This window comes from Micromonospora sp. NBC_00421, assembly GCF_036017915.1.
Classification (GTDB): domain Bacteria; phylum Actinomycetota; class Actinomycetes; order Mycobacteriales; family Micromonosporaceae; genus Micromonospora.
Window position 1 is genome coordinate 4,159,555 of sequence record NZ_CP107929.1, and the last position, 20,612, is coordinate 4,180,166.

Below are 20,612 nucleotides of genomic sequence, written 5' to 3' on the forward strand. Positions count from 1 at the left end.
ACCCCCATATCGGCCCCGTTGAGTCGATCATCACGTCGGCGGCAGGCATGTGGGACGGGCCTGTCGCCCGCCTGTCGCCCGCCTGTCGTCCGGGCGGCGAACGGCAATGAAACGGCGGGCGACTGCGCCGGCAGTACGATCAATTTCGGGCGGAGTTCAGGTCACCTGAGCGGGTCGCGGCGACGAAGCTGACCCAGGCAGCGGGCGGGAAGGTCAGCGCGGGGCCGCCACGGTCCTTGCTGTCCCGCACCCCGACCACCTGCGGCAGATTCGTCGCCACCTCCACACAGGTGGAGCCACCGTTGTCGCTGCGGGTCGACTTGCGCCAGACTGCACCGGTCAAGTCCATGACTTCGCCAACTCCCGAATGAGATCCCGGGAGGCCCGGCGTGGCAGTGCTTCACCGCGCAGGCTCTCCCATCTGCGCTGAAGGCTATCAACATCGTCCGGCCGGTCGGTGATGTGCGCCCGCAGGGCGCTGTCCAGGTGCACGACCTCCCCTCCGTCGGGCACGCGGACCAGAATGAACGGACCAGCCAGGCCGGCGTGCATCCCCGCATCTGCTGGCACCACATGCACGCTGATGTGCGAGTGCTCAGTCAGCCGCAGTAGATGCTCGAACTGCTCGATCATCACCGCCGGTTCGCCGATTCCCCGGCGCAGCACCGCCTCGTCGATCACTGCCACCACCTCGGGCGGATGCTCCCGGGTCAGCACTGCCTGCCGATCCATTCGGGAGGAGACACGCTGCTCGATCTCACTCTCCCGAAGCATTCCGCCGCCGTGCAGCACCGCACGGGCGTACGCCTCGGTCTGTAATAGGCCGGGGATGAGGGACGGTTCGAACCAGCGGATCAAGGTGGCCTCCCGCTCCACGCTGATCCATTCGCGTAGCCACGGGGGTGCGGAGTCGGCGCGGACCAGGGCGAGCAGCCGTTCGAAGAGGCCGCCGGCCGCCAGGGCGGCGTCCGCGCGGGTGATGAAGTCCTGCGACGGCGTCCGGTGGCCGATCTCCACCATGCCCACCAGCGACGACGAGTAGCTGATCTGTTGGGCCAGGTCCTCCTGACTCAGCCCGCGCTCCTTTCGCGCCCGGCGCAGCTCCGCCCCGAGAAATTCCAGGGTCGACATCGGTCCACCGGTCATCACACCTCCACCACACATTTGTCACCAACCGCCAGCGCCGGCCACCTGGCCGGACCCGTTCGGCACACCCGACGCTGAGACCCCGCGCCACCTTCCGACAGTAGTCGCGTCCACAGCAGAGTGTGAACAGGCACAAGGAAGGACGAACCAATGAGGAAGCGGCACACCCCCGTACCGATGTCGCCACGGCATCGGCGGAACTGGTCGCGGTGGGGTCGGTACTGCACCTGCGGGCTGCGCTGGCCGTGCCCGGACCGGCTGGCCGGCGTACCCCGGCGGGAACCGCCACCAGCCACGCTGCCCGCGCCGCGCCACCACCTGTGGAACGGTCCCACCGCCGTGCACTGGGTGAGCGCGACGGGCCTGATCACCCCGGGCCAGGCGTTCCGGGCGAACGGCGGCCACCGGTGACCCCGCCGGGCGGCGCACCGCCGACGAACCGGCCTGAGGGCACCGCGCCGGTGACCGCTGCGGAAGGTGCGCCACCGCCCGCCGCACCGGTCGTGTCGGCCGGCACAGTGACGGTGGGCGACCTGGTCACGGTGGGCGAGGCCGACTACTGCTACGGGACCGGCCCGTTGCGCCTGCGGCTCACCGCGCCGCCGATCGGCCTCGACCGCGTCGGGCTGGAATGGGTCGAGCTGACCGGGGTGCCCCTGCACCCGGACGGCAGCGTGGCGCAGGGTGGACGATCGCGCACCGTCCTGGTCCGGGTGGCCGCGCTGCACCGCCGGTTCGCGGGACCGGCCCGATGAGCGACGACCCGGCGACCGACCGCCGGACAGGCGGCGACCGGGCGACGGCGCTCGAACGGTGGCGGCAGGCGGCGGGACGGCGGGACGGTCCCGGGCCGCACGTCGCCGCGCGGCCCACCTGGCGGTGCCGGGTCTGCGCCGCCCCGTGGCCCTGCCAGCCGGCCAAGCTGAGCCTCCGGCGGGAGTACGCCCAAGACCGGCCGGCGCTGGCCATCTACCTCTGCCTGCTCATGCAGGATGCGATCACCGATGCGCTGCGGGTCGGCACCGGCACTGTCGACCCGGCCGCATACTTCACCCGGTTTCTCGCGTGGACCCGCCACGGCTGGCCGCCGCCCCCACCTTCGGAAACGGGTTGATCCACACCACGGGGCCGAGGTGGGTGTGTCCCCGCCGACCGGACACCCCTACCTCGGCCCCGCTGAGTTGATCATCGCCCCGGGACCAGCCCGGGACGACGGGTCAGGCGTAGGTCTCGAACTCGGCGACCTTCGGGGTGGCAGCAGAGCTGTTGATCCGGAAGGTGATCTTCTTGAGGGAGGTGCGGGTGAAGGTGATCACGCCGGCCCGGCTGCCCGACGCAAGCACCGCGCCGGTGTCGCCGTTGAGGACCTGCCAGGAGGTGATGCTGCCGGCCGAGCCGGACGCCTCCCGGATGTTGATCGAGGACACGCCGGTGGCGGAGCCCCACTTGATCGAGATGTCACCGGTCGACCCGGCCGGCGACCAGAAGGTGCCCATGTCGCCGTCGCGGACGTCGCCGTAGCTCGTGCCGCTTGCCTTGCTGGAGCCGTCCGAGCCGGCCCCGATGCTGAGGTTGGTCCCGCCGGGGTTGCCGGTGGGCGGCGGGGTGGTCGGGGCTGGGGTGGTCGGCGCGGGCGTCGTCGGTCCCGGGGTGGTCGGGGCCGGAGTGGTCGGCGAGCAGCTTCCGTTCGACTCCTTGAGGCCGGTGTTCGCGCCGGCCGTCTGCCGGACGATGTCCGGCACGCAGCTCGCCCCGTCCAGCCGGTAGGAGTACGGGATGCTGACGCTGGTGTTCGACGGCATGCCCGGGCCGGCGGGGTTGGTCTCGCTGCCGGGCGACGACCAGGTCACGTTGTCCAGGATGTTGCCGCTGGCCTGCCAGTAGCCGGCCTCGCTGGTGTAGAAGGTGCCCAGCACGTCCCGGGAGTTCTTGAAGTAGTTGTTCTCCACCTTGGCGCGCGCGCCGGCCCGGGAGTTGATCCCGGACTCGTTGAGCTGCACGTACGAGTTGTTGTAGGCGTGCGCGATCCCGCCCCGCAGCAACGGCGTACGGGAGTCGATGTTCTGGTAGAGGTTGTGGTGGAAGGTGACGAAGCCGTTGCCCCGGTCGCTCTCGCTGGACCCGATCAGCCCGCCCCGGCCGGAGTTGCGCAGGATGCTGTACGACAGCGTCACGTACTGGACGTCGTCCTTCATGTCGAACAGCCCGTCGTAACCCGCCGACTCGCCACCCGACGCCTCCAGCGTGGTGTGGTCGACCCAGACGTTGCGCACGCTGCTCTCCATGCCGATGGCGTCACCGCCGTTGGAGATGGGCGAGCCCGACTTCTTGACGTTCCGGACGGTCACGTTCTGGATGATGATGTTGCGGGAGTCCCGGATGTGGATGCCGAGCTGGTCGAAGACCGCGCCGCTGCCCACCCCGACGATGGTGACGTTGCTGATCTCCTTCAGCTCGATCTTGTCGGCGGCGGTGTTGCAGCTGCTGCCGGAGACCTTCGTGGTGTTCCCGTGGTTGATCGTGCCCTGCACCTCGATGACGATCGGGGTGCTGCTGCTGGCCCGGTTGCACAGGGCGGCGTGGATCGCGGTGCCCGTGCTGGCCCGTACGGTCTGCCCGCCCGCGCCGCCGGTGGTGCCGCCGTTCTGGGTCGCGTAGCCGCTGGCGCTGCCGGCCGCCGCCGACGCCTGGTGCACCGGCAGGGCCACACAGATCGCGGCACCGACGGCCGCCGTGGCCAGCCCCGCCTGGACTCGTCGTGCAACTGGTCGTCTCATCCTCGCGTCACCTTTCTCATTACCTGGTGGTGGTGCCGCTGCCGGGGTGGTGTGGTGCCCGGCCGGGCGGCGGTGATGGTGGTGATCCTGCGAACCTCTGCGCGCCGGGGACGGGCCGGGCCTTCGCGGCCGTCGGGCGGAGTCGCCGGTCGGCCAGGGTGGTTGCGCCGGTGTACCGGATCGACCCGCTCACCGTGCTGCCGCGCACGGCGAACTGGCGCCTCCGGCGGCAGCAGAACTCGCCGAGGCACCCGCACTGAGCATCTGGAAAGCGCTTTCCACAAGCGAGGATAGGACGACGTCAATCGATACCGCAAGATGTCGTCCGGATTGCGGGCTAATGACCACCTGAGGGGGTTAATGACCACCTGGGGAGTCCGGGAGCGCCCGACGGACGAAGGTCTCCAGCTCCTCGCCGCCGTACCAGTCGGTGCGGCGGCCCAGGTGGGTCATGCCGAGCCGGCGGGCCACCGCCATCGACGCCACGTTGCCGGGGGAGACGACCGCGTACACCTGCGGGGTGCCGGTGGCCAGTTCCCGGTCGACCAGGGCGCGGGCCGCCTCGGTGGCGTACCCGTGACCCCACGAGTCGGGGTGCAGGTGCCAGCCCACCTCGATGTCGTCGGTGGGCACCTGCTCGTCCCGGCCGGGCAGCGGCTTGAGCAGGATCGTGCCGACCACCAGGCCGGTGTCGCGCACCTGCACCGCCCAGGTGCCGTACCGGTCGCCGTGGGTGGCGTGCCGGGCCCGCCAGAGCGCCAGCCGGTCGGCCGCCTGCGCGGGATCGGTCAACGGCAGGCCGGGGGCCGCGCCCAGCCAGCGCACCACCTCGTTGCGGGAGTAGAGGTCGAAGATCCGGGCCAGGTCGGCCGGCGAGTCGGTCCAGTTCCGCAGGATCAGCCGGGCGGTGGTGAGCACGGTCATGTCGCGGGATCGTAATGCGTGCCCGCCGCCGACAGGGGGAAGAACATCGCGATGGGCGACCCTTGGCAGCGTACGAAGCGGATCATCGGCGCCGCGTTCCGGCCGGTACGCGGACGGGACCTCTCCCTGCACGCCGCCGCGATCACCTTCTACGGGGCGATCGCCGTGGTGCCGGTGGCCCTGCTGGCGATCTGGCTGACCTCGCTGCTGGCCGGCGCGGACCGGGTACGCCGGCTCACCGCGTACGCCGTGGAGACGCTGCCGGACGCGATCGGTGCGCCCGACGCGGTGGACGCGCTTGTCAATGCCGGGGTGCAGTTGACCCCGCTGCTGGCGCTGGCCTCCCTGCTGCCCGCCTCGCTCTACGGGGAGGGGCTGCGCCGGGCGTTCGTCTCGGTGGCCGCGTCGCACACCGGTGAGTCGTTCGTCGGCTGGCGGGGGCGGTTGCTACTGCTGCCGCTACTCGCCCCCGCCCCCGCCCTGCTGCTGTCGATCCTCATCGCGCTGCCCACCACCACCCGGCTGATCCGGCAGGGCGGCTGGGTCGCCGCGCTCGGCATCGTGCTGTCGTTCCTGGCGGTGTGGCTGGTGCTCACCCCGGTGCTGATGTGGGTGTTCCGGGTGGTCGGGCCGGCCTCACCGGACTGGTTGTCGACGCTGGCGGTCGGCTCGTTCACCGCCGCCAACCTCTCCGGCTTCCTGCACGGGTTCGTGCTGTTCTGTTCGCTCCCGCTGGACCTCGGTGTCCCGTTCGGCGGTTTCGACCCGGTCGGGGCCGGTGTCGCGGTGCTGCTCTGGCTCTACCTGTTCCACGTGATCGTGCTGGCCGGCTACTCCGCCACCCTCGCGTTGTCCCGCTGGCGGGCCCGCCGCGCCGCCGCCTCCGGGTCGGCATCCGGCTCCGGGGCCGCACCCGCAGCCGACGGCTCCGCCGGGTCGTCGGTCTCGCGCAGGCCGTAGCGGGCCCAGAGCCGGGCCAGGGGTGTCGGGGCCCACCAGTTCCAGCGGCCCAGCAGGCGCATGGTGGCGGGCACGAGCAGGGCCCGGACCAGGGTCGCGTCCACCACGATCGCCACGATCATGCCGATCCCGATCAGCTTGATGTAGGCCATCCCACCGGTGGTGAAGCCGGCCACCACGATGATCAGCAGCAGCGCGGCGGCGGTGATGATCCGGCCGGTGCGTTGCAGGCCGACGGCGACCGCTGCGGTGTTGTCGCCGGTGCGGTCCCACTCCTCGCGGACCCGGCTGAGCAGGAACACCTCGTAGTCGGTGGCCAGTCCGAACAGCACCGCGAGCATCAGGATGAGGTTGCTCGGCTCGATGAACCCGGTGGAGGTGAAGCCGAGCGGGCCGGCCAGGTGCCCGTCCTGGAAGATCCAGACCACCACGCCGAACGACGCGCCGATCGACAGCAGGTTCATCAGCACCGCCTTGACCGGCAGCACCACCGAGCCGAAGGCGAGGAAGAGCAGCAGCAGGGTCGCGCCGGCCATCAGCAGCGCCATCCAGGGCAGCCGGTGACCGAGGCTGTCCAGCAGGTCGACGTCGGCGGCGGGCCGCCCACCGACGAGCACCTCCGCCCCGGCCGGGCCGGGCAGGTCGCGCAGCTCCCGCACCAGGTCCCGGGCGTCGTCGCCGGTCGGCTCCCCGGGGTAGCTCACCGACAGCAGGGTGGACTCCCCCTCGGCCGCCGTGACCTGGACGCCGGTCACCCCGGGCAGCGCCGCGATCCGGTCGGCGAACGGTCGCGCCGCGTCGGCCGGCGCACCGGAGACCAGCACCTCGATCGGGGCGATCGTGCCGCCGGGGAAATCGGCGGAGATCCGCTCGGAGACCACCCGGGGCGCGGCGTCCGCCGGCAGCACCCGCTCGTCGACCCCGCCGAAGGTGATCCGCGCGAACGGGGTGGCCAGCACGCCGAGCAGCACCGCGACCCCCACCAGGTAGAGCACCGGCCGGCGCATCACGCTGCGCGCGATCCGGGCCCAGGCGCCGCCGGCCTCACCCGTCGCCCGCCGCGCACCCCGCGACCCCCGCCGCCACGGCAGCGGTACGCGCACCGCGTCCACCCGGTGGCCGAGCACCACCAGCAGGGCCGGCAGCACGGTGAGCGCGGCCAGCATGGCGATCAGCACGGCGGCCATCCCGCCGAAGCCCATCGAGCGCAGGAACGGCTGCGGGAAGATCAACAGGCTGGCCATGGCGAGCGCGACGGTGAGCCCGGAGACGAAGACGGTCCGACCGGCGGTGAGCATGGTGCGCCTGATCGCCTCGGCGGTGCTCCGCCCGGCGGCCAACTCCTCCCGGAACCGGCTGATGACGAACAGCGCGTAGTCCACCGCCATCCCGAGGCCGATCAGGGTGATCACGTTGATCGCGAAGATCGACACGTCGGTGACCATGTTGACCAGGCGTACCGCCACGAATGCGCCGAGGATGGCCAGCCCGCCGACGAGCAGCGGGGTGCCGGCGGCGACCAGCCCACCGAAGATCAACACCAGCAGCACCAGCAGCACCGGCATGGACAGCAGCTCGGCCCGGGTGACGTCCTCGGTGCTCTGGCTGGTGGCCTCCGCCTGGAACGCCACCAGCCCGCCGACCTCGGTCCGCAGACCTGGTGCGTCCAGTGCCGGACGCAGCGCCTCGAACTGCGCCGAACGGGCGTCCTCGTCGGTGCCGGTGAGCTTGACAAGCGCGTAGGTGGCCCGCCGGTCCTCGGCGACCAGCGCGGGCGCGGGGGCGTCGTACCAGGTGGTCACCTGGGCCACCTCGGCGCGCTGGCGCAGCCCGGCCACGATGAAGGTCACCGGGTCGCGGAACTCCGGATCCTCGACTGAGGCGGTGTCGCTGGACCAGAGCACGATCACGTCGGCGCCCTGCCTGCCGAGTTCGGCGGTGACCCGCTGCACGGTCCGGCTGGACTCGCTCGCCGGGTCGTCGAACCCGCCCCCGGTCAGCTCGCCGAAAACCCCGGTGCCCCAGGTGGCCCCGACGGCCATCAGCACCCCGGCGGCGGCCAGCACCACCCACCGGGCGCGCACCACCACCCGCCCCCACCAGGCGAACATCGCCTCTCCCCTCGTCGACCCCACCGTCGCCCGACCCGGGCCACCGTCACCGGACCCGAACCGCCCGGCGACGGCAGTCGCGCCGTGACCGGGATCAACTATCGCAAGTGTCGTTCGCGTTCCGGGGGCGACCCGGCACCGCTGGGACCGCAACGGCCCGCACCCGATCGAGCCGGCAGACGGACGCGGCGCGCCGCAGTAGGCTGCGCAGGCATGAGCGATGCGAGTGAGCTGCCGTCCCGCGCCGACGTCGTGATCATCGGATCGGGGCACAACGGGCTGGTCTCCGCCGTCCTGCTGGCCCGTGCCGGGCTGGACGTGCTGGTGCTGGAGGCGGCAGAGGTGATCGGCGGGGCCACCCGCACCGAGAACCCGTTCCCGAAGGTGCCCGCGCTGCGCCACTCCACCGGGTCGTACCTGCTGGGGTTGATGCCACCGGAGCTGCTCGCCGCCCTCGACGTGCGCATCCCGGTGCTGCGCCGGGACCCGCACTACTTCCTGCCCACCCCGGGCGGGGCCGGTGCGCCCTACCTGCTGTTCGGCAGCGACACCGCCGCCACCCGGCGGCAGCTCACCGAGTTCTTCTCCCCCGCCGACGTGGCCGCCGACGACGCGCTCCAGGCCGAGCTGGCGCAGCTCCGCGCCGACCTGGCCCCGGCCTGGCTGGCGGACCCGCTGCCGGTGGAGCAGACCGCCGAGCGGTACGTCCGTCCCGGACTGCGACAGGTCTTCGTCGACCTGGTACGCGGCTCCGTCGCCGACTACCTGGCCCGCTTCGACTTCCGCTCCGAGCTGCTGGTGAGCATGTACGCGGTCACCGACGGGCTGTCCGGCCTCAACGCCGGTCCGGACGACCCCGGGACCGGTCACAACTTCCTGGTGCACAACATGTGCCGGTTGCCCGGTTCCGACGGCACCTGGATGATCGCCGAGGGCGGCATGGGCACCGTCTCCCGCACCTTCGCCGAGGCCGCCCGGTCGGCCGGGGCGACCATCCTGACCGGTGCCCGGGTCGACGCCGTCACCCTGGCCGGGGGCGCGGCCTCGGGCGTCCGGCTCGCCGACGGGCGGGAGGTCACCGCCGAGGTGGTGCTCGGCGCGTGTGACCCGTACCGGCTGATGGAGCTGGTGCCCGACGGCGCGCTGCCGGCGGAGCTGGGCGCGCGGATGGCGGCGGTCCGCCGGCCCGGCACCACCCTCAAGCTGAACCTGGCGCTGACCGGGCTGCCCCGGTTCTCCTGCCTGCCGGCGGACGCGCCCAGCCCGTTCGGGTCCACCATCCACCTGCTGCCCGGATCCGCGTCGCTGGTCGGGGCGGGAGGCGAGTCGCCGATGGCGGCGCTACGGGCGATGTGGGCGGACGTCCAGGCCGGTCGGCTGCCCGACGAGCCGACCATCGAGTGGTACCTGCACACCACCGTCGACCCGTCGCTGTCCGACCCGGCCGGGCACCACTCGTCGGCGCTGTTCGTCCAGTCGGTGCCCTACACGCTGGCCGGCACCGACTGGGACGCGGCGCTGCCCGGCTACGTCGCCCGCCTGGTGGAGATCTGCGAACGGTACGCCCCGGGCACCGGTGACCTGATCGCCGACGCGGTGCCGCTGCCGCCGCCCGGCATCGAGGCGCACTTCGGCATCACCGGCGGGCACATCCACCACGTCGACAACACCGTCTCGTTCACCGACCGGATGCCGTGCGCCACCGGCATCGACGGGGTCTACGCCGGCAGCGCCGGCTGCCACCCGGCCGGCAGCGTGATCGGCGCGGCCGGCCACAACGCCGCCCGACGCATCCTCGCCGACCTGGGCCGCTGAGCCGCACCACGCTCGGACCGCGAACACGACCGCCCGGTCGGCGCACCACGGGCCCGGCTCGGCACCGGGGCGGTCAGGCACGGGCCGAGCAGGAAGCGCCGGGCCACGGCGCGGGCGAGCCGGGGATCCAGCCCGGGGTGCAGCAGGCGTCGGCGGCGGGCCCACCACCAGCTCAGGTTGAAGAAGAGCGCCTCGCCCAACACCGTGCCGACATAGAGCGCGGCGGTCAGCCGCTGGTCGGCGGGGGTGCCGCGCAGGTTGTCGGCGAGCAGGCTGGCCGCGAACGGAATGGCCGCGACGAACAGCAACAACAACAGATTGAGTACGACGAGCAACTGGTCGACCCGGACGACGTACCGCCACATGTTGTGGTGGGTGAGCCAGACCTGCCCGACGATCGCGAAGGTGATCACGTACGCCAGGTAGGCGGGCCACTCGTGGAAGAGCGCGTCCGGTAACTCCTGCCCCTCGGGCCGCTGCGGACTGAGTTGGAGCAGCTCCACCGACATCAGCGTCAGCACGATCGCGATCACCGCATCGCTGAACGCCTCCACCCGCGAGGCGTCCCGCTCCTTCTCCGTCCACCGCCCGAACTCGTACTGCTCCCCCTCATCCACCCGTCCCACCCCACCCCCACGCCCACGCCCACGCCCACGCCCACGCCCACGCCCACGCCCACGCCCACGCCCACGCCCACGCCCACGGCGATCATGGAGTGGTGGTGCCCGGAGTGCACCGGTTCAGGGCCTTTGCGGCCCAGCACAACTCCATGATCGCCGGAAACAGGGGTCGGGCGGGGTGGAACGGGTCAGGGGGTGGGGGGAACGGTCAGGGGGTGGGGGTCTCGGTGCGGGCGGCGCGGATCTTGTGACCCACGCTGGTCAGGCAGCGGCCGGAGGGTAGGTCGAACTTCCAGCCGTGCAGTTGGCAGGTGAGCTGGTCGCCGTCGACGATGCCGAACCGGGTCAGGTCCGCCTTGAGGTGCGGGCAGCGGCGCTGCACCACCCAGTCGCCCAGGGTGACGTCCTCGGCGTCGACGGCCCGCTCGTGCTCGTCGTACCAGCCTTCGGCGTACTGCAGGCGCTCGGTGGACAGGCACTTGAAGAAGGCGTACACGAACTCGTTGTACTGGCCGATCCGGGCCGCCGAGAAGCGGCAGGACAGGAAGAGCGAGTTGACCCAGTCGACCTCGTCGATGTGCAACAGGTGCTCGATCAGCGCCCGCTCGGTACGGAACCGGTACCGGACCTTCTCGTCGGCGTACGGCCGGACCTGCTTGCCCGGGAAGTCCACCACGATCGACTCGACGCTCTGGCCGTCGTAGCCCACCAGGTCGAAGCGGACCGGCCCCCCGACCCCCTTGGCCAGGTAGATCGACTCGTCGAGCAACGGCTCGATCCGGCTCTTCATGCCGGCCAGCACGTCGATCTCGGGGTGCCGCCAGGACGCCTTCTCCGCCTCGATCACCCCGCGCTTACGCTCCCGCATCTCCTCCAGGTGCGCCGTCTTGTTCGCGAAGAACTCCTCGACCGGCTGCGGGTGGGTGGTGGTCGCGCCGGAGGTGGTCACCTCGGCGACGCTGCCCGGCAGCAGCACGATGCCGTTGGTGCCGCCGACCTTCGCGTACTCGGACAGGAACACCGACTGGTCGGGGAAGATGTTGCCCTCGTCGCCGTGGATGTCGTTGAACTGCCACAGCGCGTCGTCGAGGAAGCACGGCGGGCCGGCGATCGGAAAGACGTGGTCGGCCTTCAGGTCGTCGATGTAGCGCCAGGTCCGGTCGAACTGCCGCTCCCGCTTCTGCTTGCCGAACGCGGTCTTGGCCGACTGTGGCAGCTCGTAGACCATCGGGTACCAGATCGCGCCGGAGAACTGGAGCAGGTGCGCGTGCACGTGGCCCAGCTCGGCGAAGACGGTCAGGTCGGTGGGGCGGGCGTCGTTCTGGTTGAGCAGCCGGACCCCGTCGTACTCCACCCAGAGCGACGAGTCGCCGATCGGGCCGTCGGTCGGGCTGGTCAGCGCCTGGATCATGATCTTCAGGCCGCCGTCCAGCTCCACCACCTGCTCGTTGGGCGCCCGAAGGAACTTCGTGAAGCCCAGCGCCCGCAGCTCGTCCTCCATCTCGGAGGTGGGGAACTCGGGCAGCAGGACGGTGGCGTCCTTCGAGACGAAGTCGCGCAGGTGCTTGGCGTCGAAGTGGTCCCGGTGCAGGTGCGACACGTACAGGTAGTCGACCCGGCCCAGGGCCTCCCAGTCGAGCAGGGAGTTGTCCGGGAACGGGAACCAGGAGGCGAAGTAGGCCGGATTGACCCACGGGTCGCACAGGATGCTGCCCGCAGCCGTGTCGATCCGCATGCTGGCATGCCCCGTACCGGTCACTCGCACCGCAGTCCCCCTCAAACAGACAATCAAGGTGTACGTCCGAACGCTACCGGAGGCAGTGTGGTCGACGGTCCGCGACGCCGGTAGAGCCGATCCGCCCCGCCGGAAACGGGTCCTACGGCCCGGGTCCCCGGACGGCTTCCCGGCGGGTCCTCCCGGCTCCTGCCGGGGCTGCCGCCCCGGCCGCCGATCCTGGCCGGCGCGGGTGCTGTCGGTCGACAGCCGCACCGCACTCCACACTCCACGCGAGCCGCACCGCACTCCAAGCGAGCCGCACCGCACCCCAAGCGAGCCGCACCGCGCCCTACGCGAGCCGCACCGCACTCCATGCGCTCCCCGGTCCGTCGCGCCCCAGCAGGGCGGACCCCGCACCGGGCCCGGGGCAGGGCGTGCCAGACTAACCGGAGATCCGATCGCGAGGGAAGGACCGACAGTGGCAGGAAGCGAGCCGGTAACCGCGCCAGATCAGCACAGGCCCGGGCACCGCAAGGCCGGGCGGATCGGCGCGGTGCTCTCCGCGTTGGCGCTGTTGGCGATGCTGTGCGGCAACCACGAGGGCAAGGTCGAGGACATCTGGCTGGTCGGCCTGGCCGTGGCGTTGCTGGCGATCGTCGTCGGCGACGCCGTGCTGCGCCGCAGCGGGCTGCGCTCCTGACGCACCGCCCCCCAGACGCGCGAGGGCCCGCCCCGGTCGGGGCGGGCCCTCGTCATGTCCGGGGGATCAACGACCGAAGAGGATGTCCTGGACGTCCTTGAGCGCGGCGTCGACCTCGGCCTCGAAATAGCCGCCGGGCACCAGCCCGAACCGCAGCGTGTCCAGTTCCTTCGGGTTCACCGGCATCTGGTTGCGGCCCTGCATCCCACCGAGCAGGCTCTCGAAGAACCGGTCCACCTGGTCGGGGTCGTACCCGCTGCCGAAGCGGCGCACCTGGAAGCTGCGCCGGATCTGGTCGACCCGGTACAGCTCGCTCCCGGGCGGACCGGCCATCGGCGGACCCACCATCGGCGGACCACCCACCGGCGGGCCCATCGGCGGCGGACCACCGATCGGCTGGCCCATCGGCTGCTGTGGCATGGGCGGCGGACCGGCCGGGCCACGACCACGCAGGTCCCGCGGGTCGCGCTCGGGCATCCGGTCCCGCTCGGGCATCCGGTCGCGGTCCGGCATCCGGTCCCGCGGGTCCCGCTCGGGCATCCGGTCACGCTCCAGCATCCGGTCGCGCTCGGGCATCCGGATCTCGGCGGTCATGTCGGTACGACCGTGCCGGCCCGCCTCGAACCCGTCGAAGCGCTGCTCGTCCGGAGGGCCGTAGCCGCTACCCGGGCCTGCCGGCAGGCCACGCGGCGGTGGGCCACCGTGCCCCATCGGCCCGCCCGGACCGGGACCCATCGGCCCGCCCGGACCGGGACCCATCGGCGCAACGGGACCGGGTCCCATCGGCCCGCCGGGGCCCGGCCCCAACTGCCCACGCGGTGCGTCGTACCCGCCACGCGGTGCGTCGTACCCGCCGGCGAAGGCGCCCGTCGGCTCGTCGTAGCGGTTGCCGTAGCGGTCCGGCGGGCCGGGCTGGGCCGGCATGGCCCGGGGCGGCATCGCCTGTGGTGCCGGTGGCAGACCGCGGTGTTCGTCGCGCATGGGAGGGGCGAGCCGGTCCGCGCCGCGCGGGTCGGCACCCCGACCGCTCGGCACGGCGCGCTCCTCCAGCTCGGCCAGCTGCCGCTCGACCCGGTCCAGGTGCAGGTCGACCTGCCACTCGTCGTAACCGTTGAAGCGGACCCGGAAGACCACGTCGTGGACCTCCTGGGAGGCCACGGGAGCACCGACCGGCTGACCGGCGAGGGTCGCCTCCACCCGGTCCAGGAAGGCATCGACCTCGTCGACCTTGTAGCCCCGGCGGAGCGCCTTACGCCGGAAACGCTGACCCTGACTCGCCACTATGTCTCCTGGTCTCGTACCGCTACGCCCGGTCGCGCCCGCGCGGCGCTTCGATGTCACTGTCCACCGCGGCAGCCAACTGCCCGCACGCACCGTCGATCTCGCGTCCCCGGGTGTCACGCACCGTGGTGGAGACGCCGGACTCCCGCAACCGTCTGACGAACTCCCGCTCCACCGGCTTGGCACTGGCGTCCCAACGGCTGCCCGGCGTCGGATTGAGCGGGATGAGGTTGACGTGCGTCGACCTACCGGCCAACAGGCGTCCGAGCAGGTCGGCCCGCCAGGGCTGATCGTTCACGTCCTTGATCATCGCGTACTCGATCGACACCCGGCGCCCCGTCGTCGCCGCGTAGTCCCACGCTGCGCCCAGCACCTCGGCTACCTTCCAGCGCTGGTTGACCGGCACGAGTTCGTCGCGCAGCTCATCATCGGGCGCGTGCAGCGACAACGCAAGGGTCACCGCGAGGTCTTCGCTGGCCAGCCGGCGGATGGCCGGCACCAGGCCGACCGTGGAGACGGTGATGTGACGCTGCGACAGGCCCAGTCCCTCCGGGGCCGGAGCGACCAGCCGGCGGATCGCCGTGACGACCCGGGAGTAGTTGGCCAGCGGCTCACCCATGCCCATGAACACGACGTGGGACAGGCGCGGTGGCGACCCGGCCACCGCCCCCGAGGCGGCGACCCCGGCGAGGTAGACCGCCTGGTCGACGATCTCGGCGGCGGAGAGGTTACGGGTCAGCCCGGCCTGACCGGTGGCGCAGAACGGGCAGGCCATGCCGCAACCCGCCTGGCTGGAGATGCAGACGGTGACCCGGTCCGGGTAGCCCATCAACACGCTCTCCACGAGCGAACCGTCGTGCAGCCGCCACAGCGCCTTGCGGGTGGCGCCGTCGTCGCAGGCCAGCTCGCGCACCGGAGTGAGCAACCGGGGCAGCAGCGCTCCGGCCAGCCGCTCCCGGGTGGCCGCCGGCAGATCGGTCATCTCGGCCGGATCCCGAACCAGCCGACCGAAGTAGTGGTGGGACACCTGCTTGGCCCGGAAGGCCGGCTCGCCCAACTCGGTGACGAGCGCCTGCCGACCCGGCAGATCCAGGTCGGCGAGGTGCCGGGGCGGCATCGCCGGGCGGCGACCGGGGGCGTCAGGGTCAACGGGGATAACAGGCAGGCTCGTCATGGCTGGTCCAGTCTGTCACGCCGTTCGCCGAACCTGCCCGTCCGGAGGTGCCGATTCGGCCCCCACCAGGGGGACCACCCGGGCGACGCGGCGTGATTCATCCCTCAGCCCACCACCGGTACGAGGACCGCCAACAACAGATAGGCGGTGGGTACGGCGAACAGGATCGAGTCCAGCCGGTCCATCAGACCACCGTGTCCCGGCAGCAGGTTGCTCATGTCCTTCACGCCGAGATCCCGTTTGATCATGGACTCGGCGAGGTCGCCCAGGACCGCCGTGCCGGAGATCGCCACCCCGAACAGCGCCCCCCACCAGGGGGCCACGTCGAAGAGCAGCCAGATCAGCAGGGCGCTGCCGAGGGCTGCGGCGGTGACCGAACCGGCGAATCCCTCCCAGGACTTCTTCGGGCTGATCCGGGGTGCCATCGGGTGCTTGCCGAAGGACACCCCCGCGGCGTACCCACCGGTGTCGGAGAGCACCACGCCGACCACGGTGACCAGCACCCGCAGGTGGCCGTCGCCCGGGGCCGCCGCGAGCATCGCCGCGAAACCACCCAGGAACGGCACGTAGACCGCGATCAGGGTGGCCGCGGTGAGATCCCGCTGGAAGCCGGCCGGGCCGTCACCCAACCGCCAGACCATCGTGCCCAGCACGGTGACCAGCAGACCCAGGCTGAGCGCGTCCGGCCCGGCGAACCAGGCCAGACCGATGGTCAGCACGCCACCGGCGAGCAGCGGCACCAGCGGCGGGTGGGCGCCACTGCGCCGGACCGCGCGGGTCATCTCCCAGATGCCCACCCCGATCGCACCGGCCAGCACGGCCAGGAACCCGGGGAGGAAGAAGAAGAGCGGCACCAGCACCAGCGCGCCGAGGCCCAGGCCGACGCCGACGGCAGCCGGCAGGTTACGGCCGGCCCGACCGGTCGCCGACAGCTGGGTGGCCGGCCGGTCGGCGCTGGCCCGCCGCCGCCCGCGGAACCGTCGGCCGGTCGGTGGTGCCATCTCCAGGTCGACGTCGGTCGACGGGAGTGGCGACCGCGCCCCGCCGTCGTCGGGTACCGGGGTGAGCGGTGAGGTCGGCGGACCGTCGTCCCGCACCGGTGTCAGCTGGGCGGTCGGAGCGTCGTCCTCCCGCACCGGGGCCGGCTGCGCGGTCGGGTCGTCGTCACCTGAGGGCGGCCGGACCAGCCCGGCCACCGGACGGACACCGAACCGGCCGTCGTACGGCCCGGGGTCCGGCTCGTCGTGTCCGCGTCCCGACGGCCGGGGTGGGGCCTGCGGCCCGGCGGACAGGTCGGGGCCGGACTGCCGGGGCGACCACGGTTCGACCTCCCGTTCCGGCCAGGGCAGGGTCGGGGGACGTTCGGACCGGTCCCAGCCGCGAGGCTCGGCGCTGCCGTAGGGGTCGAGGTGGGACATCACGCACCGGACGAGGGTACGAGTGCCACCACATGACGCAAGACCACAACCATCCCCTACCCGCGTGACTGCTCCGGTATCCGCGTGACTACTGCGGTTGACCGACCCGACGGCCGGCCGATCCCCGCCGTTCACCGCACGGTGGCCGGGAATCGTGCCGAGCCTACTGCACCGGCTGGCCGGGCACGGCGGACGTCAGCGCGGCGAGCCAGCCCGGTCCGGTGCAGCCCGGTGCCTGACCTGGTCCGGCCCGCCCGACCGGTGCTGGCCGGCCCGACCCGGTGCTGGCCGGTCCTGCGCTCGTTCTGCCATCTGCCCGGCCACCGGCCGGCGACGGCATCGGCGCGACACCGCCGCAGGACGGTGGTACGCCGATGCCGTGACAGCCGGGGTCAGACTTCGAGCAGCTCCGACTCCTTGTGCTTGAGCAGCTCGTCGACGGTGGCCACGTAACGCTGGGTCAGGTCGTCGAGCTCCTTCTCGGCGCGGCGGCCGTCGTCCTCGCCGACCTCGCCGTCCTTGACCAGGCGGTCCAGCTCTTCCTTGCCCTTGCGGCGGACGTTGCGGACCGCCACCTTGGCCTCCTCGCCCTTGTGCCGAGCCACCTTGATCATCTCGCGGCGGCGTTCCTCGGTCATCTGCGGCAGCAGGATGCGGAGCTGGTTGCCCTCGTTGTTCGGGTTCACCCCGAGGTCGGAATCGCGGATCGCCTTCTCCATGGCGTTGATCTGCGAGTTGTCGTACGGCTTGATGATGACCATGCGCGGCTCGGGCACCCCGATGGAGGCCATCTGGGGCAGCGGCGTGGGCGTGCCGTAGTAGTCGATGATGACCTTGGAGAACATGGCGGCGTTGGCGCGACCGGTACGGATGGCGCCGAACTCCTCCTTGGCGTGCTCGACCGCACGCTCCATCTTCTCCTCGGCCTCGAGGAGGGTGTCGTCGATCACCGGTCTCCTCGCCTCCTTCTGTGTTCGTCGTGGGCTGAAGCTGCTGCTCTGGTACGCGAGGACCGCGGTGGTGGCCAGCGGGACCGTCAGGCGGTGATCAGCGTACCGATCTTGTCGCCGCCGACGGCCCGGATGATCGTGTCCTCGCCCTGGGCGCCGAAGACCAGCATCGGCAACCCGTTCTCCATGCACAGGCTGAACGCCGCGGCATCGGCCACCCGCAGGTTGCGTTGCAACACCTCGGAGAAGGTGATCGAGTCGAACTTGCTGGCGTCCGGGTCGATCCGCGGGTCGGCGGTGTAGACGCCGTCCACGCCGTTCTTGCTCATCAGCACCACGTCGGCACGGATCTCCAGCGCCCGCTGGGCGGCCACCGTGTCGGTGGAGAAGTACGGCATCCCGGCGCCGGCTCCGAAGATCACCACGCGCCCCTTCTCCAGGTGCCGGATCGCCCGCAGTGGAATGTACGGCTCGGCGACCTGGGCCATCGTGATCGCGCTCTGCACGCGCGTCTCGATGCCCTCCTTCTCCAGGAAGTCCTGCAGCGCCAGGCAGTTCATCACGGTGCCCAGCATGCCCATGTAGTCGGCACGGGCCCGGTCCATACCGCGCTTCTGCAACTCCGCGCCGCGGAAGAAGTTGCCGCCGCCGACCACCACGGAGACCTGCACACCGCGACGTACCACGGTGGCGATCTGCCGGGCGATGGCCTGCACGACGTCGGGGTCGACGCCGATCGCCCCGCCACCGAAGACCTCACCGGAGAGCTTCAGCACCACCCGGCGGGCGCGGCCGGGCGGCGGCGCCGTCGGGTCGTCCGCCTCCAGGCTCCGGTCGTTCACAACCTGTGTCATCCGCCCCGCCCCTCCCGCGTGCACGTCGACCGCGCCGCGTCACCGCGTACCTGCCCGTTGCCGACCCTATGTGACGAGGAGGCCGCGGTGCCTGTCGCGTACACCTGCGGCCTCCTCGTCGACGTTGCGTGCCCGCCCGGACGCGACCCGCGTCGCGGACGGTGGCGGCTCAGGCCTGGCCGACCTCGAACCGGACGAAGCGGGTCACCTCGATGCCGGCCTCGGCCAGCACCTGCTTGACGGTCTTCTTGTTGTCGGAGACCGACGCCTGCTCGATCAGGACGTAGTCCTTGAAGAAGGCGTTCACCCGGCCCTCGACGATCTTCGGCAGGGCCGCCTCGGGCTTGTTCTCCTCGCGGGCGGTCTGCTCGGCGATGCGCCGCTCGGACTCGACGACCTCGGCCGGCACCTCGTCACGGGTGACGTACTTCGGCCGCATCGCGGCGATCTGCATGGCGGTGCCCCGGGCGTCGGCGTCACCGGCCTCGTCGGTCTTGCCGCTGTACTCCACCAGCACGCCGACGGCAGGCGGCAGGTCCTGGCTCTTGCGGTGCAGGTAGACCGCGACCGTGCCGTCGAGCTTGGCGAAGCGGTTGAGCACCAGCTTCTCGCCGATCTTGGCGGACTGCTCCTGGATCACGTCGGCGACGGTCTTACCGTCCAGCTCGGTGGCGAGCAGTTCCTCGGCGGTGCCGACGTCGCTGCGCTCGCCGTGCTCGACCAGCTGCTGGGCCAGGGCGACGAACGCGTCGGTCTTGGCCACGAAGTCGGTCTCGCAGTTGAGCTCCAGCAGCGCCTTGCCGGAGTGCGCGACGAGGCCGTTGGCGGCGGTCCGGCCGGCCCGCTTGCCGACGTCCTTGGCGCCCTTGACGCGCAGGATCTCGACGGCCTTGTCGAAGTCGCCCTCCGCCTCGGTGAGCGCCTTCTTGCAGTCCATCATGCCGGCGCCGGTGAGGTCGCGGAGCTTCTTGACGTCCGCGGCGGTGAAGTTGGACATGGCTCTCTCTTCGGTGTTGAGACTGCGGTGGGTGGTCTGAGGTGCCGGTTACCCGGCCGGGGCCGGGTGTTCCCGGCAGGGACCGCCGCACCCCGCCGCCCGAACGGACGGGCGACGGGGACGCGGCGGTGCGGTCACTCGGCGGCGGCGGTGGCCGGCTGCTCGACCGGCTTCTGCTCGGCGACGGGCTGCTGCTCGGCGGCCGGCTGCTCGGCGGGAGCCTGCTCGGCGACGGGCTGCTCGGCCGGCTTCTGCTCGGCGGCGGGCTGCTCGGCCTTCTTCGGCTCCAGCAGCTCGCGCTCCCACTCGGTCAGCGGCTCGTCGCTGCCGACCTGGCCCTCCGGCTTCTCGTCGCCACCACGGCGACGGCCGGAACGGGCGATCAGACCATCGGCGACGGCGGCGGCCACCACCCGGGTCAGCAGCTCGGCGGAGCGGATCGCGTCGTCGTTGCCCGGGATCGGGAAGTCGACCTCGTCCGGGTCACAGTTGGTGTCCAGCACCGCGATCACCGGGATGCCCAGCTTGCGGGCCTCGTCGACGGCGATGTGCTCCTTCTTGGTGTCGACGATCCAGACCGCGGCCGGGAGCTTCTGCATGTCCCGCAGACCACCGAGGGTCTTGGTGAGCTTGGTCTTCTCACGGAACAGCTGAAGGGTCTCCTTCTTGGTGTAACCGGCGGCGGTGCCGGTCAGGTCGCCCAGCGCCTCCAGCTCCTTCATCCGCTGGAGCCGCTTGTACACCGTCTGGAAGTTGGTGAGCATGCCACCGAGCCAGCGGTGGTTGACGTACGGCTGACCGACCCGGGTGGCCTGCTCGGAGATGGCCTCCTGGGCCTGCTTCTTGGTGCCGACGAACAGGATGCTGCCACCCTCGGCCACCGTGCTGCGCACGAAGTCGTACGCCTTCTCGATGTAGTCGAGGGTCTGGCGCAGGTCGATGATGTAGATGCCGTTGCGCTCGGTCATGATGAAGCGCTTCATCTTCGGGTTCCAGCGCCGGGTCTGGTGCCCGAAGTGGACACCGCTCTCCAGCAGCTGACGCATGGTCACGACGGCCATGGTGGGGTACTCCTCAAGATCCCTGGTTTGTCACGCCCGGCCGGTGGCCGGGCGTCCTGGCGCCTGATCGCCGGCCATGGTGGGCCCGAAGGAGATCGGGACCAGGG

At 71.6% G+C, this 20,612-nt stretch carries 19 protein-coding genes and 1 pseudogene; 6 read left to right on the forward strand and 14 right to left on the reverse strand.

Annotated features, from left to right (window positions below; all coding sequences use genetic code 11):
- Window positions 1-139: 139 nt before the first annotated feature.
- Together OHQ87_RS17205 and OHQ87_RS17210 are read right to left on the reverse strand one after the other, a co-directional pair.
- Complete coding sequence (locus OHQ87_RS17205; protein ID WP_302741340.1) at window positions 140-349, reverse strand: DUF397 domain-containing protein; 210 nt, start codon at window positions 347-349, stop codon at window positions 140-142.
- Window positions 340-1,146: a helix-turn-helix domain-containing protein gene (locus OHQ87_RS17210; protein ID WP_328339055.1), complete on the reverse strand. Its 807-nt coding sequence runs from the start codon at window positions 1,144-1,146 to the stop codon at window positions 340-342. The genes OHQ87_RS17205 and OHQ87_RS17210 overlap by 10 nt, the downstream gene beginning before the upstream one ends.
- 150 nt (window positions 1,147-1,296) lie before the next feature.
- Here OHQ87_RS17210 and OHQ87_RS17215 point away from each other — a divergent pair, with 150 nt between their 5' ends.
- The 3 genes from OHQ87_RS17215 to OHQ87_RS17225 are packed head-to-tail and all read left to right on the forward strand — an operon-like array spanning window position 1,297 to window position 2,260.
- Entirely contained in the window at window positions 1,297-1,557 is a 261-nt protein-coding gene (locus OHQ87_RS17215; RefSeq protein WP_328339057.1) for a hypothetical protein, read from the forward strand.
- A 50-nt stretch (window positions 1,558-1,607) separates the two neighbouring features.
- Complete coding sequence (locus OHQ87_RS17220; protein WP_328339059.1) at window positions 1,608-1,901, forward strand: hypothetical protein; 294 nt, start codon at window positions 1,608-1,610, stop codon at window positions 1,899-1,901.
- On the forward strand, window positions 1,898-2,260 hold the full coding sequence (locus tag OHQ87_RS17225; protein WP_328339060.1) for a hypothetical protein: 363 nt from the start codon (window positions 1,898-1,900) through the stop codon (window positions 2,258-2,260). Before OHQ87_RS17220 ends, OHQ87_RS17225 begins: the two co-directional genes overlap by 4 nt.
- Window positions 2,261-2,363: 103 nt before the next feature.
- Here OHQ87_RS17225 and OHQ87_RS17230 read toward each other — a convergent pair whose 3' ends face one another.
- Together OHQ87_RS17230 and OHQ87_RS17235 are read right to left on the reverse strand one after the other, a co-directional pair.
- Window positions 2,364-3,923, reverse strand: coding sequence for a pectate lyase family protein (locus tag OHQ87_RS17230; protein ID WP_328339061.1), 1,560 nt, complete (start codon window positions 3,921-3,923; stop codon window positions 2,364-2,366).
- A gap of 357 nt (window positions 3,924-4,280) precedes the next feature.
- On the reverse strand, window positions 4,281-4,847 hold the full coding sequence (locus OHQ87_RS17235; RefSeq protein WP_328339062.1) for a GNAT family N-acetyltransferase: 567 nt from the start codon (window positions 4,845-4,847) through the stop codon (window positions 4,281-4,283).
- 51 nt (window positions 4,848-4,898) lie between these two features.
- Between OHQ87_RS17235 and OHQ87_RS17240 the strand changes: the two genes are divergently transcribed.
- Complete coding sequence (locus tag OHQ87_RS17240) at window positions 4,899-5,807, forward strand: YhjD/YihY/BrkB family envelope integrity protein (RefSeq protein WP_328339064.1); 909 nt, start codon at window positions 4,899-4,901, stop codon at window positions 5,805-5,807.
- 32 nt (window positions 5,808-5,839) lie between these two features.
- On the opposite strand, the pseudogene OHQ87_RS17245 reads toward OHQ87_RS17240, so the two are convergent.
- Window positions 5,840-7,918: pseudogene (locus tag OHQ87_RS17245) on the reverse strand (MMPL family transporter); the annotation flags it as partial.
- Window positions 7,919-8,131: 213 nt separating this feature from the next.
- On the opposite strand from OHQ87_RS17245, the gene OHQ87_RS17250 reads away from it, so the two are divergent.
- Window positions 8,132-9,733 carry a phytoene desaturase family protein gene (locus OHQ87_RS17250; protein WP_328339066.1) on the forward strand — a complete coding sequence of 534 codons (1,602 nt, stop codon included), beginning with the start codon at window positions 8,132-8,134 and terminating at the stop codon, window positions 9,731-9,733.
- Here OHQ87_RS17250 and OHQ87_RS17255 read toward each other — a convergent pair.
- Together OHQ87_RS17255 and OHQ87_RS17260 are read right to left on the reverse strand one after the other, a co-directional pair.
- Window positions 9,637-10,359 carry a TMEM175 family protein gene (locus OHQ87_RS17255; RefSeq protein ID WP_442930482.1) on the reverse strand — a complete coding sequence of 241 codons (723 nt, stop codon included), beginning with the start codon at window positions 10,357-10,359 and terminating at the stop codon, window positions 9,637-9,639. The genes OHQ87_RS17250 and OHQ87_RS17255 overlap by 97 nt on opposite strands.
- Window positions 10,360-10,561: 202 nt before the next feature.
- Window positions 10,562-12,118, reverse strand: a complete 1,557-nt coding sequence (locus OHQ87_RS17260; protein ID WP_328339070.1) for a Rieske 2Fe-2S domain-containing protein — start codon at window positions 12,116-12,118, stop codon at window positions 10,562-10,564.
- A 430-nt stretch (window positions 12,119-12,548) separates the two neighbouring features.
- Here OHQ87_RS17260 and OHQ87_RS17265 point away from each other — a divergent pair, with 430 nt between their 5' ends.
- The gene (locus tag OHQ87_RS17265) at window positions 12,549-12,770 is read left to right on the forward strand and encodes a DUF2631 domain-containing protein (protein WP_328339072.1); all 222 of its coding nucleotides are present in this window, start codon (window positions 12,549-12,551) and stop codon (window positions 12,768-12,770) included.
- 66 nt (window positions 12,771-12,836) lie between these two features.
- Here OHQ87_RS17265 and OHQ87_RS17270 read toward each other — a convergent pair whose 3' ends face one another.
- The 7 genes from OHQ87_RS17270 to rpsB all read right to left on the reverse strand — a co-directional run bounded on the left by OHQ87_RS17270 (window position 12,837) and on the right by rpsB (window position 20,505).
- The gene (locus OHQ87_RS17270; protein ID WP_328339074.1) at window positions 12,837-14,051 is read right to left on the reverse strand and encodes a DivIVA domain-containing protein; all 1,215 of its coding nucleotides are present in this window, start codon (window positions 14,049-14,051) and stop codon (window positions 12,837-12,839) included.
- Between the two features lie 22 nt (window positions 14,052-14,073).
- Window positions 14,074-15,225 (reverse strand): 23S rRNA (adenine(2503)-C(2))-methyltransferase RlmN, encoded by a 1,152-nt coding sequence (gene rlmN, locus OHQ87_RS17275; protein ID WP_328339076.1) that lies wholly within the window; start codon window positions 15,223-15,225, stop codon window positions 14,074-14,076.
- Window positions 15,226-15,329: 104 nt separating this feature from the next.
- Entirely contained in the window at window positions 15,330-16,643 is a 1,314-nt protein-coding gene (locus OHQ87_RS17280; protein ID WP_328339078.1) for a phosphatidate cytidylyltransferase, read from the reverse strand.
- Between the two features lie 392 nt (window positions 16,644-17,035).
- On the reverse strand, window positions 17,036-17,593 hold the full coding sequence (gene frr, locus OHQ87_RS17285) for a ribosome recycling factor (protein WP_328339080.1): 558 nt from the start codon (window positions 17,591-17,593) through the stop codon (window positions 17,036-17,038).
- An 86-nt stretch (window positions 17,594-17,679) separates the two neighbouring features.
- Complete coding sequence (pyrH, locus tag OHQ87_RS17290) at window positions 17,680-18,447, reverse strand: UMP kinase (protein WP_328339082.1); 768 nt, start codon at window positions 18,445-18,447, stop codon at window positions 17,680-17,682.
- 169 nt (window positions 18,448-18,616) lie between these two features.
- Window positions 18,617-19,444, reverse strand: a complete 828-nt coding sequence (gene tsf, locus OHQ87_RS17295) for a translation elongation factor Ts (RefSeq protein WP_328339084.1) — start codon at window positions 19,442-19,444, stop codon at window positions 18,617-18,619.
- Between the two features lie 134 nt (window positions 19,445-19,578).
- Window positions 19,579-20,505, reverse strand: a complete 927-nt coding sequence (gene rpsB / locus OHQ87_RS17300; RefSeq protein ID WP_328339086.1) for a 30S ribosomal protein S2 — start codon at window positions 20,503-20,505, stop codon at window positions 19,579-19,581.
- Window positions 20,506-20,612: the final 107 nt, after the last annotated feature.

Coding starts and splice junctions, on each gene's coding strand:
- OHQ87_RS17205 (WP_302741340.1), bottom strand. CDS start 349: ATGGACTTGACCGGTGCAGTCTGGCGCAAGTCGACCCGCAGCGACAAC.
- OHQ87_RS17210 (WP_328339055.1), bottom strand. CDS start 1,146: ATGACCGGTGGACCGATGTCGACCCTGGAATTTCTCGGGGCGGAGCTG.
- OHQ87_RS17215 (WP_328339057.1), top strand. CDS start 1,297: ATGAGGAAGCGGCACACCCCCGTACCGATGTCGCCACGGCATCGGCGG.
- OHQ87_RS17225 (WP_328339060.1), top strand. CDS start 1,898: ATGAGCGACGACCCGGCGACCGACCGCCGGACAGGCGGCGACCGGGCG.
- OHQ87_RS17230 (WP_328339061.1), bottom strand. CDS start 3,923: ATGAGACGACCAGTTGCACGACGAGTCCAGGCGGGGCTGGCCACGGCG.
- OHQ87_RS17235 (WP_328339062.1), bottom strand. CDS start 4,847: ATGACCGTGCTCACCACCGCCCGGCTGATCCTGCGGAACTGGACCGAC.
- OHQ87_RS17240 (WP_328339064.1), top strand. CDS start 4,899: ATGGGCGACCCTTGGCAGCGTACGAAGCGGATCATCGGCGCCGCGTTC.
- OHQ87_RS17250 (WP_328339066.1), top strand. CDS start 8,132: ATGAGCGATGCGAGTGAGCTGCCGTCCCGCGCCGACGTCGTGATCATC.
- rlmN (WP_328339076.1), bottom strand. CDS start 15,225: ATGACGAGCCTGCCTGTTATCCCCGTTGACCCTGACGCCCCCGGTCGC.
- OHQ87_RS17280 (WP_328339078.1), bottom strand. CDS start 16,643: ATGTCCCACCTCGACCCCTACGGCAGCGCCGAGCCTCGCGGCTGGGAC.
- pyrH (WP_328339082.1), bottom strand. CDS start 18,447: ATGACACAGGTTGTGAACGACCGGAGCCTGGAGGCGGACGACCCGACG.
- tsf (WP_328339084.1), bottom strand. CDS start 19,444: ATGTCCAACTTCACCGCCGCGGACGTCAAGAAGCTCCGCGACCTCACC.
- rpsB (WP_328339086.1), bottom strand. CDS start 20,505: ATGGCCGTCGTGACCATGCGTCAGCTGCTGGAGAGCGGTGTCCACTTC.